We start from the raw sequence: 17,924 nt of genomic DNA, 5'->3' as shown, positions 1-17,924 counted from the left end.
TCAATGGGCTTTGAATTGACCCAGGGCACGTTGGCGTGGAATTTCCTCCCGCGCGTTGTTGCCCAATCCGCTAGTCTTGATCCATCTTGAAACGGAGCTGCCCATGTTCGAATCCGCCGAAATCGGTCACGCCATCGACAAAGACACCTATGAAGCCGAAGTGCCGGCCCTGCGCGAAGCGTTGCTGGAAGTGCAGTACGAGCTGCAGCAGCAGAAGCGCTTCCCAGTGATTATCTTGATCAACGGCATTGAGGGCGCCGGCAAGGGCGAGACCGTCAAGCTGCTCAACGAATGGATGGACCCGCGCCTGATCGAAGTGCGCACCTTTGACCAGCAGACCGACGAAGAGCTGGCGCGCCCGCCGGCCTGGCGCTACTGGCGGCAATTGCCGGCCAAAGGCCGCATGGGCATTTTTTTCGGCAATTGGTACAGCCAGATGCTGCAAAGCCGTGTGCACGGAGAGATCAAGGACGCACGCCTGGACCAGGCCATCGCCGGTGCCGAGCGCCTGGAAAAGATGCTCTGCGACGAAGGCGCGTTGATCTTTAAGTTCTGGTTCCACCTGTCCAAGAAACAGATGAAAGCGCGGCTCAAGGCGTTGGCCGATGACCCGCTGCACAGCTGGCGCATCAGCCCGCTGGACTGGCAGCAGTCCCAGACCTACGACAAATTTGTGCATTTTGGTGAGCGCATCCTGCGCCGCACCAGCCGCGACTACGCGCCGTGGCATGTGATCGAAGGCGTCGACGCGCACTACCGCAGCCTCACAGTGGGCAAGATCCTGCTCGAAAGCCTGCAAAATGCGCTGAAGTTGCCCAAGGGCAAGGCCAGCGGCATGAACCCGGCGCCGTTGTTGGCCTCGGTGGATCAGAAGAGCCTGCTCGACAGCCTCGACATGACTTTGAGCCTGGACAAGGACGATTACGAAGAACAGCTGATCACCGAGCAGGCGCGTTTCTCCGGCCTGATGCGTGACAAGCGCATGCGCAAGCACGCGCTGGTTACCGTGTTCGAAGGCAACGATGCGGCGGGCAAGGGCGGGGCGATCCGGCGTGTGGCGGCGGCGCTGGACCCGCGTCAGTACCACATCGTGCCGATTGCCGCGCCGAGTGAAGACGAGCGTGCCCAACCGTACCTGTGGCGGTTCTGGCAGAAGATTCCGGCGCGCGGCATGTTCACGGTGTTCGACCGCTCGTGGTACGGGCGGGTGCTGGTGGAGCGCATCGAAGGTTTCTGCACCCCGGCGGACTGGATGCGTGCCTATGGCGAGATCAATGACTTTGAAGAGCAGCTGCGCGACGCCGGTGTGATCGTGGTCAAGTTCTGGCTGGCGATTGACAAGGACACTCAGCTGGAGCGCTTCCAGGCCCGCGAGAATATCCCGTTCAAGCGCTTCAAGATCACCGAAGACGACTGGCGCAACCGCGACAAGTGGGACGCCTACCGTGCCGCCGTGGGCGATATGGTCGACCGCACCAGCACTGAAGTCTCGCCCTGGACGCTGGTGGAAGCCAACGACAAGCGCTGGGCGCGGGTCAAGGTATTGCGCACCATCAACCGCGCGCTGGAAGAGGCGTTCGACAAAACCGACAAGCACGACAAGAAGAAAAAGAAAAAATAGCGTTGGCGGGCGCTGACCTGTGGCAGGCAGGCTCTTTGTGGTGAGCAGGCTCTTTGTGGTGAGCAGGCTTGCCCTGCGTTGGGCTGCGAAGCGGCCCTGACCCAGACGCCGCGTTCTATGAGTTAGAACGCGTTGGCTGGTTATGGGGCCGCTTCGCGCCCCAACGCAGGGCAAGCCTGCTCGCCACAGGGAGCGTGTCCGGCACAACATTTCCACTGTCCATGACGACAAGCGCACTTGGCAGAACCAGCCTGCTAATCGCCATGCTTTTGTATAGGCGGGGTGAATGATCATCGCGGTGGGGAGGGCCTGGATTTATCCTCGGTTGATCTCCCAACAACGACAAGATCGAGGTAGCCCATGCGTGAAGTAGTGATCGTCGACAGTGTGCGAACCGGCCTGGCCAAATCCTTTCGTGGCAAGTTCAACCAGACCCGTCCCGACGACATGGCGGCCCATTGCGTGAATGCACTGCTGAGCCGCAATGGCATCGACCCGGCGACGGTCGAGGATTGCATCGTCGGTGCCGGTTCCAATGAAGGCGCGCAGGGCTACAACATCGGGCGCAATGTGGCAGTGCTCTCGCAATTGGGCACCGGCACGGCCGGCATGACCCTCAACCGGTTCTGCTCCTCGGGCTTGCAGGCGATCGCGATCGCGGCCAACCAGATCGCCTCGGGTTGCAGCGACATCATCGTTGCCGGTGGCGTCGAATCGATCAGCCTGACCCTCAAAAGCATCAACACCGACAACCTGATCAACCCGCTGCTGAAAGAGCAGGTGCCGGGCATTTACTTTCCGATGGGCCAGACCGCCGAAATCGTCGCGCGTCGCTATAACGTCAGCCGCGAAGCTCAGGACCGTTACGCCCTGCAGAGCCAGCAGCGCACCGCACAGGCCCAGGCTGACGGTTTGTTCGACGATGAAATCGTGCCAATGCCGGTCACCTACAAGGTTGAGGACAAGCACACCGGCGCGGTGCAGATCCTTGAAGGTGTGGTGGATCGCGATGACTGCAACCGCCCGGACACCACGCTGGCCAGCCTGCAAGGGCTCAAACCCGTGTTTGCCGAAGACGGTTCGGTGACGGCTGGCAACTCCTCGCAGCTTTCCGATGGCGCGTCGATGACACTGGTGATGAGCCTGGAAAAAGCCCTGGCACTGGGGCTCAAGCCCAAGGCGTTTTTCCGCGGGTTTACCGTGGCCGGTTGCGAGCCGGACGAGATGGGCATTGGCCCGGTGTTCTCGGTGCCCAAGTTGCTCAAGGCCAAGGGCTTGCAGGTCGCGGATATCGACCTGTGGGAACTCAACGAGGCGTTTGCCTCGCAGTGCCTGTATGCGCGTGACCGCCTGGAGATCGACAACGCCAAATACAACGTCAATGGCGGCTCGATTTCCATCGGGCACCCGTTCGGCATGACCGGTTCGCGACAAGTCGGGCATTTGGTACGCGAGCTGCAACGGCGCAACCTGCGTTACGGCATCGTCACCATGTGCGTGGGCGGCGGCATGGGCGCCACCGGGCTCTTCGAAGCCGTACGCTAGATCGCACTGAAGAAACCCGGCTTAAAAATGTGGGAGCGGGCTTGCCCGCGAAAGCGGTGTATCAGTCAACACATGCAAGGCTGACCCACCGTGTTCGCGAGCAAGCCCGCTCCCACATTTGAATTGTGCCGTATCCCAATTCGTGCGCTTGCCCCTAGAATGCTGCCTCCACTTCCTCAGGCATTCGGGGCACTCATGCACATATCTTCCGGCCGCTGGGTCTATGGCTTTGGCTTGACCCTGCTGACCGCGTTCCTGTGGGGCATCCTGCCGATCAAACTCAAACAAGTGCTGCGGGTGATGGACCCGGTCACCGTCACCTGGTTTCGCCTGGTCGTCGCCGGTAGCTGCTTATTTATCTACTTGGCCTTCACCCAGCGCCTGCCCAGCCGCAAAGTGCTCGGCCCCAAGGGCGGTTGGCTGGTAGCCATGGCGGTGTGCGGGCTGGTGGGCAATTACGTGTTGTACCTGGTAGGCCTGAAAATGCTCAGCCCCGGCACGGCCCAGTTGGTGGTGCAGATGGGGCCGATCTTTCTGATGGTCGCCAGCGTGTTTGTGTTCAAGGAGCGTTTCAGCCTGGGGCAGGGTGTGGGCCTGGTGGTGTTGATCATTGGCTTCGGGCTGTTCTTCAACCAACGCCTGGTGGAAATGCTCACGTCCCTGGGCACCTACACCGCCGGGGTGCTGACAATTCTGCTCGCCACTACCACCTGGGTGTTTTACGCCTTGGGCCAGAAGCAGTTGCTGACGGTATGGAATTCGCTGCAGGTGATGATGGTGATCTACCTGTCGTGCGCCGCGCTGCTCACGCCGTGGGCGCATCCGCTGGAGGCGCTGCAGTTGAGCCCGCTGCAAGGCTGGCTGTTGCTGGCGTGCTGCATGAATACGCTGGTGGCTTACGGCGCGTTTGCCGAGGCGTTGGCGCATTGGGAGGCCTCGCGGGTCAGTGCGACGTTGGCGCTGACGCCGTTGGTGACGTTTGTGGCAGTAGCGTTGGCAGCGTGGTTATGGCCGGCGTTCGTGCAGGCCGAAGAGATCAACGCCTTGGGCTATGTCGGGGCGCTGGTGGTGGTGCTGGGGTCGGCGACGGTGGCGCTGGCGCCGTCGTTGCTGGCGGGGCTCAGGGCTCGGCGGGTACGGCTGGCGTCTTGATGCCTGGCGTGGCGGCCGGGTCGTCGCCGCGGCTTTAGGGTGGTAAACCGGTGTAAATGTGGGAGCTGGCTTGCCTGCGATGGCGGCCTCTGGCGCGCCCCGTATCTCGCTGCCGCAACACTGTTAACTGTGGGAGCGGGCTTGCTCGCGAAGGCGGCATGTCAGTTGGCTGGGATATTAGTCGGCGTATATACCCTTTGCTGCAGTAACGGCTACCTAGGGTTCCGCTCTTACAGCGGCTCACTTTTGGAAGGACCGGAATGCCGGCCCAGCCAAAAAGTAAGCAAAAGGTCCTCGCCCCGCCACTCGGCACCTCGCCTAGGCTCAGCGTGCGGCCAGCGTGGTTAACGGGGCGCCTTAGATCAAAAGCAGATCAAAAGCGGATCAAAAACCTGAGGTTAGTGGCCGGCTTCGAGCATGTTTTCCGGGCGTACCCACTGGTCGAACTCTTCATCAGTCAAGAAGCCCAGCGCCAGCGCGGCTTCACGCAGTGTCAGGCCCTCGGCATACGCCTTCTTGGCGATCTGCGCCGACTTGTCGTAGCCAATGTGCGGGTTGAGGGCGGTCACCAGCATCAGGCCGCGTTCCAGGTGTTCGGCCATTTGTTCTGCATCCGGCTCAAGGCCGGCAATGCAGTGTTCCTGGAAGTTGTTGCAACCGTCGGCCAGCAGGCGGATCGATTCCAGCAGGTTGTGGATGATCACCGGCTTGTACACGTTCAACTGCAAGTGCCCCTGGCTGGCGGCAATGCCGATGGTCACGTCATTGCCCAGCACCTGGCAGGCCAGCATCGACAGCGCTTCGCATTGGGTCGGGTTGACCTTGCCCGGCATGATCGAACTGCCGGGCTCGTTGGCTGGCAACTTGACCTCGGCCAACCCGGCGCGCGGGCCGGAGCCGAGCAGGCGCAGGTCGTTGGCGATTTTCATCAGCGCCACGGCCAGGGTTTTCAGCGCGCCGTGCAGGGTTACCAGCGGCTCGTGGCCGGAGAGGGTGGCGAATTTGTTCGGGGCGGTCACAAAGGGCAGCCCCGACAAGGCGGCCAACTCGGCGGCAATCGCCTCGCCAAAGCCGTGGGGCGAGTTGAGCCCGGTGCCGACGGCGGTGCCGCCCTGGGCCAATTCGCACACCGGGGGCAGGGCGCTGCGGATCGCGCGTTCGGCGTAGTCGAGCTGGGCGATAAACGCCGAGACTTCCTGGCCAAAAGTGATCGGGGTGGCGTCCATCATGTGGGTGCGGCCGGTCTTGACCAGCTTCATGTGCCGCGCCGACAGTTCCGCCAGCCCACCCGAGAGGTTGGTGATCGCCGGCAGCAGTTGCGTGTTGATCGCCTGCACCGTCGCGATACTCATGGCGGTGGGGAAGCAGTCGTTGGAGCTTTGGGAGCGGTTGACATGATCGTTCGGGTGCACCGGGCTTTTACCGCCGCGGGTCTGGCCCGACAGTTCGTTGGCGCGGCCGGCGATGACTTCGTTGGCGTTCATGTTGCTCTGGGTGCCGCTGCCGGTCTGCCAGACCACCAGTGGGAACTGATCGTCATGTTGACCGTCGAGCACTTCATCGGCGGCCTGTTCGATCAGGCGGGCGATATCGGCAGGCAAGTCGCCGTTGCGGTCGTTGACCCGCGCCGCTGCCTTCTTGATCAGGGCCAGGGCATGCAGCACGGCCAAAGGCATGCGTTGCTCACCGATGGCGAAATTCACCAGCGAGCGTTGGGTCTGCGCGCCCCAGTAAGCGTCATCCGGGACATGCACTTCTCCCAGGCTGTCGGTTTCGATACGGCTCATCGGGCACACTCCTTCAGGTTCGTTTGCGCAGTTTAGGCCGTGATGGGCCTTGGGGGTTCCATAAAGACTTTTCATCGCAGGCAAGTCCTGCAAATCCAGGCCGAACAAGGCCTGGGGTTGAGCCGCGAGGTTTTTTAGGCGCAGAATGGTCGCCCTTGGGGTCTTACCTCGCCTGCTAGAAAAGGAAACTCGATGACTCGTCTTCGTGCCATCTGTACCGCGGTTGCTCTGGTTTGCGCCAGCGGCCAAGTTTTTGCCGATACCGCCAGCCATAACGCCAGTGCCGAAGCCTTCCTTACCCTGGCCCACGCTGACAAGCTGGGTACCCCGGTGTACATGCAAGTGCAGCAAATGTTCGCCCAGCGTTTCGAACAGACCAAGGCGCCTGCCGCCAAGCAGTCCGTACTGGACAGCTACCAGGCCAAGGCCAACGCCGCGCTGGACCAAGCCATCGGCTGGCCGAAGCTGAAACCGGACATGGTCAAGCTCTACACCACCAACTTCAGCGAATCCGAACTCAAGGACCTGGTTGCCTTCTACCAGTCGCCACTGGGTAAAAAAGTCCTGGAAAAAATGCCGCAACTGACCCAGCAATCGGCCCAGATGACCCAGGCCAAGCTGGAAAGCGCTGTGCCGGTAGTCAACAAGCTGTTGGAAGACATGACCAACGAGCTGGCGCCAAAAGCCGCCGCACCGGCCAAGAAGAAGTAAGCAGGAATGACCATGCAACAGCGTATCGAAACGGCGCTCGCCGCCCTGAGCCCGCAACACGTGAGCGTGCTGGATGAAAGCCATATGCACAGCCGTGGGTTGCAGACTCACTTCAAGGCCGTGGTGGTCAGCCAGCAGTTCGAAGGGCTTAACCGCGTCAAGCGCCATCAGACGGTCTACGCCACGCTGGGTGACCTGATGAGCGAGTTTCATGCGTTGGCGCTGCATACCTACACGCCTGAAGAATGGGCGAAAATCGACGCAGCCCCGGCCTCGCCGACCTGCGCCGGAGGGCATTGAAGCAGCCACAAGTTGTCAGCTGCACGCGACAAGATTAGAGCCCTCGCAGCTGCCTTCTTGCTACAATCCCCAACGCGCCGCCTAGTCGGCGCGTTTTTTTTGCTTTTACTTGCAGCTTGCGGCTAAAAAACCCAGCTGCCGTTATCCGGTTCACCCCTTACGAGGGTAGCCACCTGGAGAGAACACCCATGACTCAACCGATTGTCGTGGCGGCACTGTATAAGTTCGTCACCCTCGAAGATTACGTCGCCCTGCGCGAGCCACTGCTGCAGGCGATGGTCGACAACGGCATCAAAGGCACGTTGCTGATCGCCGAAGAAGGCATCAACGGCACCGTTTCTGGCAGCCGCGAAGGCATCGATGGCCTGATGGCCTGGCTGAAGAACGACCCACGGATGGACGACATCGACCACAAAGAGTCGTACTGCGATGAGCAGCCGTTCTACCGCACCAAGGTCAAGCTCAAGAAAGAGATCGTGACCCTGGGCGTCGAAGGCGTCGACCCGAACAAAAAAGTCGGCACCTATGTCGACCCGCAGGACTGGAACGCGCTGATCAGCGACCCGGAAGTGCTGTTGATCGACACCCGTAACGATTACGAAGTGTCCATTGGCACCTTTGAAGGCGCGATTGACCCGAAAACCACCAGTTTTCGCGAATTTCCCGACTACATCAAAGCCAACTTCGACCCGGCCAAGCACAAGAAAGTCGCCATGTTCTGCACGGGCGGTATTCGCTGTGAAAAGGCTTCGAGCTACATGCTCAGCGAAGGCTTTGATGAGGTCTACCACCTCAAGGGCGGCATTCTGAAGTACCTCGAAGAGGTGCCGCAGGCGGAGACCAAATGGCAGGGCGACTGCTTTGTGTTCGACAACCGCGTGACCGTGCGCCACGACTTGAGCGAAGGCGACTACGATCAATGTCATGCCTGCCGTACACCGGTGAGCGTCGAAGACCGCGCGTCCGAGCACTATGTGGCTGGCATCAGCTGCCCGCATTGCTGGGATAAGCTGCCGGAGAAGACCCGTCGCAGCGCGATTGACCGGCAAAAGCAGATCGAGCTGGCCAAGGCCCGCAATATGCCGCACCCGATTGGCTTCAACTATAAGCAAACCCCTTCCGAGGCCTGACCCATGCCCGCGCGCCTGCTCTATGTGATGGACCCGATGTGTTCCTGGTGCTGGGGCTTTGCCCCGGTGGCCGAAGCGTTGGTCGAGCAGGCCCAGGCTGCGGGCGTTGAGCTGCACCTGGTGGTGGGTGGTTTGCGCACCGGCAGTGGCGCGGCATTGGAGCCGACCACCCGGCGCTACATCCTTGAGCACTGGCAGGCGGTCACCGAAGCCACCGGTCAGCCGTTCACGCGTGAAGGCGCGTTGCCCGATGGTTTTGTCTATGACACCGAGCCCGCGTGCCGCGCCATCGTCACGGCGCGCAGCCTGGCGCCGGATTGCGCGTGGAAGCTGCTGGGGCTGATCCAGCGCGCGTTTTACGTCGAGGGCCGCGATGTGACCCTGGCCAGCGTGCTGGTCGAACTGGCCGAGGAGGCGGGCATCCCGCGTATCGAGTTTGCCGGCGCGTTCGACCGCGCCGAGCAGCACGCCGCGACGGCCGCTGATTTCACCTGGGTGCAGGATTTGGGCATTGCTGGTTTTCCGACCTTGCTGGCGGAGCGTAACGGTCAGTTGGCCTTGTTGACCAACGGCTACCAGCCGCTGTCCGAGCTGTCGCCATTGCTCGCCCGCTGGTTGGAGCGAGCCACCTGTGCATGACCAGCCCGACCGTACCGACCGACTGACCTGGGCGGAAATTCGCCGTCTGGCCCTGCGCCACAAAAAATCGCTGTGGATTGCCAATGGCGTCGCTGTGCTGGCGACGTTGTGCAGCGTGCCGATTCCCTTGCTGTTGCCTCTGCTGGTCGACGAAGTGTTGCTGGGCCGTGGCGATGCCGCGCTCAAGGTGATGAACAACGCGTTGCCCCTGGGCTGGCAGAAGGCTGCCGGTTATATCGGCCTGATGCTGTTGGTGACGCTGTGCCTGCGTTGCGGCGCACTGGTGTTCAACGTGGTGCAGGCGCGGCTGTTTGCGCGGCTGGCGAAGGACATTGTCTATCGTATTCGCGTGCGCCTGATCGAGCGACTCAAGCGCATTTCCCTTGGCGAATACGAAAGCCTGGGCAGCGGCACGGTCACCACGCACCTGGTCACCGACCTGGATACGCTGGACAAATTTGTCGGCGAGACCCTCAGCCGCTTCCTGGTGGCCATGCTCACGCTGGTCGGCACGTCTGCGATTCTGGTGTGGATGCACTGGCAGCTGGCGCTGCTGATCCTGCTGTTCAACCCGCTGGTGATCTACGCCACGGTACAGCTGGGCAAACGCGTCAAACACTTGAAGAAGCTTGAAAACGACAGCACGTCGCGCTTCACCCAGGCGTTGACCGAAACCCTCGACGCGATCCAGGAAGTGCGTGCGGGCAACCGCCAGGGCTTTTTCCTCGGGCGCCTCGGCCAGCGCGCCCAGGAAGTGCGCGACTACGCGATCCACTCCCAATGGAAAACCGACGCCTCCAGCCGTGCCAGTGGCTTGTTGTTTCAGTTTGGCATCGACATCTTCCGCGCTGCGGCGATGCTTACCGTGCTGTTTTCCGACCTGTCCATCGGCCAGATGCTCGCGGTGTTCAGCTACCTGTGGTTCATGATCGGGCCGGTGGAGCAGCTGTTGAACCTGCAATACGCTTACTACGCGGCGGGCGGGGCGCTGACGCGGATCAACGAGCTGCTGGCGCGCGCCGACGAGCCTCAGTATGCCGGCGGCGCAGACCCGTTCACCGGGCGTGAGACCGTCGGCATCGAGGTGCGCGGCCTGGATTTCGGCTACGGCGACGAGCTGGTGCTCGACCAGTTGAACCTGGCCATTGCGCCGGGTGAGAAGGTCGCGATTGTCGGCGCCAGTGGCGGCGGCAAAAGTACTCTGGTGCAACTGCTGCTGGGGCTGTATACGCCGCAAGCCGGTAGCATTCGCTTCGGCGGGGCCACCCAGCAGGAAATCGGGCTTGCGACCATCCGCGAAAACGTCGCCGTGGTGCTGCAACACCCGGCGTTGTTCAACGACACCGTGCGCGCCAACCTGACCATGGGGCGCACCCGCAGCGACCAGGCCTGTTGGCAGGCACTGGAAATCGCCCAGTTGGATGCTACCGTCAAGGCACTGCCGTTGGGGCTGGACAGCGTAGTGGGGCGCTCCGGCGTACGGTTTTCCGGCGGTCAGCGTCAACGCCTGGCCATTGCGCGAATGGTGTTGGCCGAGCCCAAAGTAGTGATTCTGGATGAGGCCACGTCCGCCCTGGACGCCGCCACCGAATACAACCTGCACCAGGCGCTGGCGCGATTTCTCAGTGGGCGTACTACACTGATCATCGCGCACCGGCTTTCAGCGGTGAAACAGGCTGACCGGGTACTGGTGTTTGATGGTGGGCACATCGCCGAGGATGGCGATCATCAGCAGTTGATCGCTGACGGTGGCCTGTACGCCAAGCTCTACGGACATTTGCAGCAAGTTAGGTGATGTTGGGTTTGCAATGATTGACTCTGGCAGGCACAAGAGTCTCCCCAGGAAATAGCGGCTTTCCTGCGCCGTTCAAGGTTCAGGCGCTGAATCGAGCCGGCGCCCTTGAGCGGATCGAGCGAATTTAGCCAAGATTGTGCTGTCAGGAGCGTTAATCACTCGCCTGTTTTTGGTAGTGCTTGTGCAAGGGACCTCATGAAGCAAAAGCGCACTCTCGGAACGACGTTAAGTACGCCTCGGTTGTTGGGCATCGTCTGGCCGTTTATCGCGGTGGTACTGTTCCAGGCATTGCTGGGTTGCGTCAGCCTTTACATGCTCTCGGCGGTACGCGGGTATGTGGCCGGTGAAAGCCTGTGGTCCAAGGGCCAGAAAGATGCGATCTACTACCTGACCCTTTACGCCGACAACCGCGATCCGGCCACTTACCTCAAATACCAGCAAGCCATCTCAGTGCCCCAGGGCGGGCATGAATTGCGCATTGCCCTCGACCGGCCCACCCCCGACCTGACGGCCGCGCGCTTGGGTATCCTCAAGGGCGGCAACCACCCTGATGACGTTTCCAGCCTGATCTGGCTGTACCTCAACTTCCGCCATTTCAGTTATCTGGAAAAGGCCATCGAGCTGTGGACCGTGGGCGACGGTTACCTGGTGCAATTGGATGACCTGGCGCGCGCCATGCATCGGGCGATCAGCGCTGACCAGGCCAGCAGCACCGACGTGCACGCCTGGAAAACGCGCATCACCGCCATCAACGACGGCGTTACGCCGGCTGCCAAGGCCTTCAGTGATGCCCTGGGCGAGGGCTCGCGGGTCATCCTGCGCCTGCTGTTGATCACTAACCTGGCCACCGCGCTGGGCCTGATCGTGCTGGCCCTGCTGCGCACCCACAAGTTGCTGACCCAGCGCCATGCCTTCGCCGACGCGCTGCAGGTGGAGAAGGAGCGGGCGCAGATCACCCTTGAGTCGATCGGCGACGGCGTGATCACCACCGACGTCGACGGCGCCATTGCCTACATGAACCCTGCGGCGGAGGCACTGACTCACTGGCGCTCGGCGCAGGCCCAAGGGTTGCCCCTGGCGGCGCTGTTCAAGCTGCTGGACGAAAACGCCGAGCCGGACGGTTTTACGCTGCTGGAGCACATTATCAAGGGCCAGCTCAGTGGCGGCAGCGAACATTCGAAGCTGATCCAGCGCCTGGACGGCAGTACCGTGTCAGTGACGTTGGTGGGCGCGCCGATTCGCAGTGCAGGCAAGGTCAGCGGCGCGGTGCTGGTGCTGCACGACATGACTCAGGAGCGTCAATACATTGCCAACCTCTCCTGGCAAGCGACCCACGATGCGTTGACCGGCCTGGCCAACCGCCGCGAATTCGAGTATCGCCTTGAGCAAGTGCTGCACCCTGCGGGGCGCCAGCAAAGCGGGCGGCATGCGCTGATGTTCCTCGACCTTGACCAGTTCAAATTGGTCAACGACACCTGCGGTCATGCGGCGGGCGATGAGTTGCTGCGCCACATCTGCGCACTGCTGCAATCGGACCTGCGTGAGGGCGACACGCTGGCGCGGCTGGGCGGGGACGAGTTTGGCATTCTGCTGGAGAACTGCCCGGTACCTGTGGCGGAAAAGATCGCCGAGAGCCTGCGCCATACCGTGCAAAGCCTGCATTTTGTGTGGAAGGGGCGGCCCTTCATGACCACCGTCAGTATTGGCCTGGTGCACATTTCGCAAACCCCGACCACGCTGGAAGCCTCGTTACGAGCCGCCGACATGGCGTGCTACATGGCCAAGGAAAAGGGGCGCAACCGTGTGCAGGTCTACCACGCGGATGACTCGGAGTTGTCCGTGCGTTTTGGCGAGATGGCTTGGGTGCAGCGCCTGCACATGGCGTTGGAGGAGAATCGCTTTTGCCTCTACGCGCAGGAAATCTCCCCGCTGGGCCAAACAGATGGCGGCAATGGCCATATTGAAATCCTGCTGCGCCTGCACGACGAGGCGGGCCGGATCATCCTTCCCGACAGTTTTATCCCGGCCGCCGAACGTTACGGTTTAATGACTTCGCTGGACCGCTGGGTGGTGGAGAACGTATTCAAGATCATCGCTCGTTGCATGCACGAGCGTGCGGGCCGACCTATGGCCATGTGTGCGATAAATCTGTCAGGGATAACTATTGGAGATGACGATTTTCTTGGGTTTTTACGTGAGAAATTCGAGACTTACAGCATTCCGCCTGAAATGATTTGTTTTGAAATAACCGAAACCAGCGCTATAGCGAATTTGGGCAGTGCAATTCGCTTTATTAATGAACTCAAAGCCTTAGGTTGCCATTTTTCGCTCGACGATTTTTGCGCCGGAATGTCCTCATTCGCCTATCTGAAACATTTACCTGTAGACTTCCTGAAGATCGATGGAAGTTTCGTAAAGGATATGCTGGACGACCCGATTAACCGCGCTATGGTCGAAGTGATCAACCACATCGGCCATGTCATGGGTAAGCGCACAATTGCCGAGTTTGTTGAAACACCGCAAATCGAACAGGCGTTACTGGAGATAGGTGTGGATTACGCTCAGGGCTACCTGATTGAACGCCCGCAATTGTTTACCTTTGACAGCTTGCAGTGTCGACCTGTGCGGCCGCAGCCTCTGTTATTCAAGGCGCCCGGCACATTCCGCTGAAACTTTGCTGGTCTGTACAATCACACTTAAAAAGGAGCCTTACAGTGATCGACACATTCAACAGAACCGGCCCGCTTATGGAAGCCTCGAGTTACCCCGCCTGGGCGCAGCAATTGATCCAGGACTGTAGCGAGAGCAAGCGCCGAGTTGTCGAGCACGAACTGTATCAGCGCATGCGTGACAACACGCTCAGCGCCAAGACCCTGCGTCACTACCTGATCGGTGGCTGGCCAGTGGTTGAACAGTTTGCCTTGTACATGGCACAAAACCTCACCAAGACCAAGTTTGCCCGTCATCCTGGGGAGGATATGGCGCGCCGGTGGTTGATGCGCAATATTCGCGTGGAGCTCAACCACGCCGACTATTGGGTGCATTGGGCCCGTGCCCACGGCGTCAGCCTGGAAGAACTGCAAGCGCAGAACGTACCGCCTGAACTGCACGCACTGAGCCATTGGTGCTGGCATACCAGCTCGGCCGATTCGTTGATTGTCGCGATTGCCGCGACCAACTACGCGATCGAAGGTGCAACCGGTGAGTGGTCGGCGGTGGTGTGCTCGACCGGTGTTTACGCAGCAGCCTTCCCTGAGGAAGACCGCAAACGCGCCATGAAGTGGTTGAAGATGCACGCGCAGTATGACGACGCCCACCCATGGGAAGCGCTGGAAATCATCTGCACCCTGGCCGGGACGAACCCCAGCAAAGCCCTGCAGGTAGAGCTGCGTCAGGCGGTGTGCAAGAGCTACGACTACATGTACCTGTTCTTGGAAAGCTGCATGCGGTTGGAGAACGAAAAAGCAAAGGCGCCTGCGGCCACTCGCGAACGTCAGGTTCGCGTCGCCAGCGAGGCGTGATGTAAGCGTGATGGCGGGGTGTTTACCCCGCCATTGCCAAGCGGTTGCGACCTTCACGCTTGGCCACGTACAAGGCGTTGTCGGCACGGCGCAACAGGCTTTCGGCAGACTCGGCGGCCAACAGCGTCGAACACCCCAGGCTCACCGTCAGTTCGACCCGTGTGGTCTCCGCCCAATAGTCCTGAGCTTGTGCCGCCTTGCGCAGGCGCTCGCCGACCATACCTGCCGCGTCCCGGCCGGTGTTGGAGAGCAGGATCAGAAACTCTTCCCCGCCAAATCGAAACACCATGTCGACATTGCGCAGCTGGCTCTTGATCGCCCCGGCCACCGCGCGCAGGACGGTGTCGCCGGTTGCATGGCCGTGAGTGTCGTTGATCTTCTTGAAGTGATCGATGTCCAGCATCAGCAGGGACAACGGGTTCATGTGCCGCCGGGCCATGTCGATTTCGCGTTGCAGGGTCTGGTCCATGGCCACGCGATTACCGGTTTCGGTCAACGGGTCGCGCAGAGCACTGCGAGTGGCGGCGCGGTAGAGCAGGGCATTGCGCATCGGGTAAAGCAAGGTTGCCAGCAGCGCTTCAAGCTGGACCAGTTCGTCTTCCAGCAAGCGTTGATTGCGTCGAAATACCAGCTCGCCCAAGTGCTCACCTTCATGGCTCAAGGCATAGCTCACCGAGTGGTGGCCGCGATGACCAAATTCCAGGCGCAGGTCGCTGGCTTCGTGGCGATACTGCAATGCGTCCAGGGGCACCAAGCGCTGAATCTCGCGAAAGAACAGGCCAAGGATGCGCTGGGGCTCCAGACTGACTTGCAATTGTTGGCTCAATTGCTGACGAAGCTGGGCAAACGACGTCGGTCGACGGGGTGGCAGGAGAGATGGCTGACCAAAACCCAGGCGTTGCAATTTGGCACTGTCGAAGTCAATTGCGTGAGTCTGGGTCGGTGTTTTCATAAGCTATCTGCCTCTAAGCACTTAACTGTCTTACAGGCTGCGTGAGAGTGGCGAGTGCCAAGCGTCTTACTGTTCCTTCAGTTCCGTAAAACATTGGTAACAGTTTAAACCGCTTTACCATGGGTTATAACCCCTGGATACCGCCGCACGTCTTGTCATCGCCTAACCTGCTTGAAAGGGATTAGAGCGAGATTCATGCCATTTCGTTTAACTTATTAAAACTTCTTATAAATCAACGACCGTTTTACAGAGTAAAAACAGTCGTTGGGTACTGACGTCAGTTATTTGGCTGATTGAACCAGCGTAGTGCTGTCAATCTGGTCAATCGACGTCACGCCGGTCAGCGTCATGGCCACGCGCATCTCCTTGGCGAAGATGTCCAGCAGGTTTTCAACGCCGTGCTGGCCATCGGCGGCCAGCGCGTAGGCCGTTGCGCGTCCCAGCAGGCAGGCCTTGGCACCCAGTGCGAGCATGCGCACCACATCCAGCCCGGAACGGATGCCCGAGTCGACCAGTACCGTCAGGTCATCGCCAACCACATCAGCAATCGGCGGCAAGGCTCTGGCGGTAGAGAGCACGCCATCGAGCTGACGGCCGCCGTGGTTGGAGACCACGATACCGTCGGCGCCGAAACTCAGCGCATCCTTGGCATCCTGCGGGTCGAGAATGCCTTTGATGATCATCGGGCCTGTCCAGAATTCACGGATCCACTCCAGGTCTTTCCAACTGATCGACGGGTCGAAGTTGTTGGCCAGCCAGCCGATGTAATCTTCCAGATGAGTAGGTTTGCCTAGGTATTTTGAGATATTGCCCAGGTCGTGCGGGCGGCCCATCAGGCCTACGTCGAAGGCCCATTGCGGTTTGGTGACCGCTTGCAGCATGCGTCGCGATGCCGCGAACGGCCCGGACATGCCGGAGTGCGCATCGCGGTAACGCGCGCCAGGCGTCGGCATGTCCACGGTGAATACCAGTGTGGTGACCCCGGCAGCCTGCGCACGCTCCAGCGCATTGCGCATGAACCCACGGTCCTTGAGCACGTAGAGCTGGAACCAGATCGACTGCGGGCTCTGCGACGCCACTTCTTCAATCGAACACACCGACACCGTCGACAAACAAAACGGAATGCCCTGGTTCGCCGCTGCCTTTGCCGCTTGCACCTCACCGCGCCGCGCGTACATGCCGGTAAGCCCCACCGGGCTCAGGATCACGGGCATGGCCAGTTCCTGGCCGAACAGGTGGGTCTTGAGGCTCAGGTTGTCGACATTGCGCAGGACGCGCTGGCGCAGGCTGATCTCGGCCAAATCCGAACTGTTGGCGCGCATCGTGTGTTCGGCATAGGCGCCGCCGTCGATGTAGTCGAACAGAAACCGCGGCAGTTTGCGCTTTGCGGCTGCGCGGTAATCGGAAGCGGACGAGATGATCATCAACAGGGTCTCCACAAGGCAAGGTGGGTTCAGCATAAGGAAATATCTGGCATGATAAAAACAACTTTTATCGCTAGCAGCCAGTCGCCAAAGGAATACCGATGAACCTCAGAACATTGCGCGCCTTTGTCGAAGTGGTGCGCCAGGGCGGTTTCTCCCAGGCGGCCCAGGTGGTGTCCCTGACTCAGTCCACCGTGAGCAAGGCGGTCAAGACGCTGGAAGATGAGTTGGGTACGCCGCTGCTCAATCGCCTCGGCCACAGGAACGAACTGACCGCCGCTGGCGAAATTGCCTACCGCCGCGCGCTGGTGTTGCTCGCTGAACGCAACGACTTGGTGGCCGAGATCAACGACCTGCGCGGGCTCAAGCGTGGTGTATTGCGCATTGGCTTGCCGCCCGTGGGCTGCGGCGTGCTGTTTGCCGCGATGTTCGCCGCTTACCGCAGGCGGTATCCGGACATCGATATCGAGCTGACCGAGTATGGCAGCAAGAAATTGCGTGAATGCCTGGAAGCCGGCGAGGTCGATCTGGCGGCGCTGCTGTTGCCCATGGATGAAGATTTCGACTACCAGTCGGTGCGCAACGAACCCCTGATGGCCGTGCTGCCCATGAGCCATCCACTCGCCCAATGTACGCGCATTGATTTCAACGACCTGGCGGATTCGCCGTTTATCCTGTTCGAAGCGGGTTTCGCCCTGAATGCCAAGATCCTTGCGGCCTGTGAACGCAAGGGCGTGACGCCGAGGGTAACTGCACGCAGCGGCCAGATCGACTTTATCGTCGACTTGGTGGCGGCGGGGCTAGGCGTCGCTTTCCTGCCGCGCATGCTTGCGCACAAGCATCAGCAACCCGGCATCGCGCTGATTGCGCTGGACGAGGCGCACACCGATTGGCACATCGCCTTGGCGTGGCGCGCCAGTGCACACCTGCCGCCAGCCGCCCGCGCTTGGCTGGACCTGGCCAAAGAAATGGCCAGCCCGGTATAGACGTTTGCAGTGGTTATCCGAGGGAATTCTGGAAAATATGCCTCAGTGCTTGACTTCTTCTTTTTAATCAGTAACATACGGCGCATTCCGCGATAGCTCAGTTGGTAGAGCAAATGACTGTTAATCATTGGGTCCCTGGTTCGAGTCCAGGTCGTGGAGCCAGATAGAGAAAAGCCTGCAGAGATGCAGGCTTTTTTTTGCCTTGGATTTGGTGCGCCATCACGCGTTGATGCTCTCGGTTCGGCAGTCCTACGATCGCACTCGAATAGTGGCGCAAGGCTATCTCTTCATCATTCCCCACATCAACCGCACGATCCGAATGAATTGGTTCGCAAGCAAACTGAATTAGTGGAAGTGGTCA

14 protein-coding genes and 1 tRNA gene are annotated in these 17,924 nt (G+C 60.4%); 12 read left to right on the top strand and 3 right to left on the bottom strand.

Annotated features, from left to right (window positions below):
* Positions 1-103: 103 nt before the first annotated feature.
* From pap to FPT15_RS04055, 3 genes are all read left to right on the top strand, one after another.
* Positions 104-1,621: a polyphosphate:AMP phosphotransferase gene (gene pap / locus FPT15_RS04065; RefSeq protein ID WP_145158741.1), complete on the top strand. Its 1,518-nt coding sequence runs from the start codon at positions 104-106 to the stop codon at positions 1,619-1,621.
* A gap of 360 nt (positions 1,622-1,981) precedes the next feature.
* The gene (locus FPT15_RS04060; protein WP_145158739.1) at positions 1,982-3,166 is read left to right on the top strand and encodes a thiolase family protein; all 1,185 of its coding nucleotides are present in this window, start codon (positions 1,982-1,984) and stop codon (positions 3,164-3,166) included.
* Positions 3,167-3,361: 195 nt separating this feature from the next.
* Positions 3,362-4,318 (top strand): DMT family transporter, encoded by a 957-nt coding sequence (locus FPT15_RS04055; RefSeq protein WP_145158737.1) that lies wholly within the window; start codon positions 3,362-3,364, stop codon positions 4,316-4,318.
* 398 nt (positions 4,319-4,716) lie between these two features.
* On the opposite strand, the gene FPT15_RS04050 is transcribed toward FPT15_RS04055, so the two are convergent.
* Complete coding sequence (locus FPT15_RS04050; RefSeq protein ID WP_145158735.1) at positions 4,717-6,105, bottom strand: class II fumarate hydratase; 1,389 nt, start codon at positions 6,103-6,105, stop codon at positions 4,717-4,719.
* Between the two features lie 192 nt (positions 6,106-6,297).
* Between FPT15_RS04050 and FPT15_RS04045 the strand changes: the two genes are divergently transcribed.
* From FPT15_RS04045 to FPT15_RS04015, 7 genes are all read left to right on the top strand, one after another.
* Complete coding sequence (locus FPT15_RS04045) at positions 6,298-6,816, top strand: DUF2059 domain-containing protein (RefSeq protein ID WP_003175221.1); 519 nt, start codon at positions 6,298-6,300, stop codon at positions 6,814-6,816.
* A gap of 6 nt (positions 6,817-6,822) precedes the next feature.
* On the top strand, positions 6,823-7,116 hold the full coding sequence (locus FPT15_RS04040) for a BolA family transcriptional regulator (protein WP_145158733.1): 294 nt from the start codon (positions 6,823-6,825) through the stop codon (positions 7,114-7,116).
* Positions 7,117-7,304: 188 nt separating this feature from the next.
* Positions 7,305-8,246 carry a rhodanese-related sulfurtransferase gene (locus tag FPT15_RS04035; protein WP_131700399.1) on the top strand — a complete coding sequence of 314 codons (942 nt, stop codon included), beginning with the start codon at positions 7,305-7,307 and terminating at the stop codon, positions 8,244-8,246.
* A gap of 36 nt (positions 8,247-8,282) precedes the next feature.
* Positions 8,283-8,885, top strand: a complete 603-nt coding sequence (locus tag FPT15_RS04030) for a DsbA family protein (protein WP_177410076.1) — start codon at positions 8,283-8,285, stop codon at positions 8,883-8,885.
* The gene (locus tag FPT15_RS04025; protein ID WP_145158731.1) at positions 8,878-10,680 is read left to right on the top strand and encodes an ABC transporter ATP-binding protein; all 1,803 of its coding nucleotides are present in this window, start codon (positions 8,878-8,880) and stop codon (positions 10,678-10,680) included. Before FPT15_RS04030 ends, FPT15_RS04025 begins: the two co-directional genes overlap by 8 nt.
* Before the next feature lie 195 nt (positions 10,681-10,875).
* On the top strand, positions 10,876-13,350 hold the full coding sequence (locus FPT15_RS04020; protein ID WP_145158729.1) for an EAL domain-containing protein: 2,475 nt from the start codon (positions 10,876-10,878) through the stop codon (positions 13,348-13,350).
* Between the two features lie 77 nt (positions 13,351-13,427).
* On the top strand, positions 13,428-14,201 hold the full coding sequence (locus tag FPT15_RS04015; RefSeq protein ID WP_372241439.1) for a TenA family transcriptional regulator: 774 nt from the start codon (positions 13,428-13,430) through the stop codon (positions 14,199-14,201).
* 22 nt (positions 14,202-14,223) lie between these two features.
* On the opposite strand, the gene FPT15_RS04010 is transcribed toward FPT15_RS04015, so the two are convergent.
* Complete coding sequence (locus tag FPT15_RS04010) at positions 14,224-15,153, bottom strand: GGDEF domain-containing protein (protein ID WP_145158725.1); 930 nt, start codon at positions 15,151-15,153, stop codon at positions 14,224-14,226.
* 281 nt (positions 15,154-15,434) lie between these two features.
* Positions 15,435-16,577 (bottom strand): FMN-dependent L-lactate dehydrogenase LldD, encoded by a 1,143-nt coding sequence (gene lldD / locus FPT15_RS04005; RefSeq protein ID WP_145158723.1) that lies wholly within the window; start codon positions 16,575-16,577, stop codon positions 15,435-15,437.
* A 101-nt stretch (positions 16,578-16,678) separates the two neighbouring features.
* On the opposite strand from lldD, the gene FPT15_RS04000 reads away from it, so the two are divergent.
* A complete protein-coding gene (locus FPT15_RS04000; RefSeq protein ID WP_145158721.1) occupies positions 16,679-17,563 on the top strand; it encodes a LysR family transcriptional regulator in 885 nt (294 codons plus the stop codon).
* Positions 17,564-17,649: 86 nt separating this feature from the next.
* Positions 17,650-17,725 (top strand) — tRNA-Asn (locus FPT15_RS03995).
* Positions 17,726-17,924 lie beyond the last annotated feature (199 nt).

The organism is Pseudomonas sp. RGB (genome assembly GCF_007713445.1).
In the GTDB taxonomy this organism is placed as follows: domain Bacteria; phylum Pseudomonadota; class Gammaproteobacteria; order Pseudomonadales; family Pseudomonadaceae; genus Aquipseudomonas.
This window is presented reverse-complemented; position numbering and strand designations above follow the sequence as displayed.